At 32.1% G+C, this 1,453-nt stretch carries 2 protein-coding genes; one reads left to right on the top strand and one right to left on the bottom strand.

The genetic code is table 11. The features are described from left to right. Positions 1 to 494, bottom strand: a 494-nt coding sequence (locus ACFX4G_RS28175) for a DMT family transporter (protein ID WP_377578387.1), incomplete at its 3' end; no start/stop codon positions are given. A 120-nt stretch (positions 495 to 614) separates the two neighbouring features. Between ACFX4G_RS28175 and ACFX4G_RS28170 the strand changes: the two genes are divergently transcribed. Beyond that, positions 615 to 1,453: aminotransferase-like domain-containing protein (locus ACFX4G_RS28170; protein ID WP_377578384.1), on the top strand; the 839-nt coding region annotated here is incomplete at its 3' end.

Here is a 1,453-nt window from a genome sequence, read left to right as displayed (position 1 = left end):
GACGATACAAGTGCGGAAATTAAAATCAAACCACTTCCTAGTAGACTAGGATTTTTATTTCCTATATCGTTCATATACATAATATATATCACACCTACTACCGAGAAAATAATAGCTATCTTTTGACCAGATGTAGATGTTTCTTTTAAAAATATGCTCGCAAAGATTAATGTGAAAATTGGGATTGTTGCTTGAATGATTCCAGCTTCAGATGATGATATATTCACTAGTCCAAATACCTGAAAAGCAAAAAAGAGAGTGGGGTATAAAATAGCTAACAAGGCAATAATCCCTATATCCTTTTTGGTTACTTTTAATGATTTTTTCGTTAATACTTTTAAGATTGTAACCCCTATAAAAGCAATAGTAAATCGATGTGCTAATGCATCAAAAGGTGTAGCAATAATTAATGCAACTTTGACAAACATAAATGATAATCCGATAATAATGGCATAAGTAAGTGCTGCTATATATGCTTTTTTCTTTTCAGCCATATGAATGACCCCCTTTAGATTTACCCGGCCGGTTATCATTATAGTAAGAGAAACTAACAGTATCTACGATATAAAAAATACACATCTGTATCGGTACAGATGTGTATTTGGAGGAATACTATGCTTAAATATGAAACAATTTATCAATCCCTACTTCAAAAGATACAGTCTGGAGACTTTCCAGCAGGGGCAAAATTACCCTCAATTAGAGGCTTATCGCAACAATATATTTGTAATAAAAGTACAATATTAGCTGCCTTAAAACGATTAGAAGAGCAACATATTATTTATTCCATTCCAAAAAGTGGTTATTACGTCGTGGAACATCAGGTCTTCGAAGTACCAACATTTACTGAAGGCATTGATTTTGCAACATCATCTCCAACGTGGCATGCATTTCCTTATAAAGACTTTCAACAGTGTATTAATAAAGCGATTGATACATATCAAGAAGAATTGTTTCGTTATGGAACACCAAAAGGTTTATCTTTATTAATTACAGAAGCTAAAAAACTCTTAGAATCTTATCAAGTATTTGCGAAATCTGAACAGATTTTCATCACTTCAGGGGTTCAGCAGGCACTCGCTTTACTAAGCATGATGCCATTTCCAAATAACGGATCTACTATTTTAGTTGAACAACCTAGTTACCATTTGTATATGGATATGTTGAAAACATATGGAATTCGTACAATAGGGATTCCACGTACAGCACAAGGTATTGATCTAAAGCAATTAGAAAAAATATTCAATGAAGAAGAGATTAAATTTTTTTATACAATGCCACGCTTCCATAATCCTTTAGGAACGTCATATAGCAAAAAAGACAAAGAAGCTATTTTACAGTTAGCTTATAAATACAATGTGTATATTATAGAAGATGACTATTTAGCAGATTTTGAATATAACACAAAGAATGATCCTCTTTTTGCAAAGGATATTAAAGAACAGGTTATCTA

The organism is Priestia sp. YIM B13486 (assembly GCF_042787865.1).
Taxonomy (GTDB): Bacteria; Bacillota; Bacilli; order Bacillales; family Bacillaceae_H; genus Priestia; species Priestia megaterium.
Note: the sequence above shows the minus strand (reverse complement) of the source record. Positions and strands in the feature narration are given on the sequence as shown.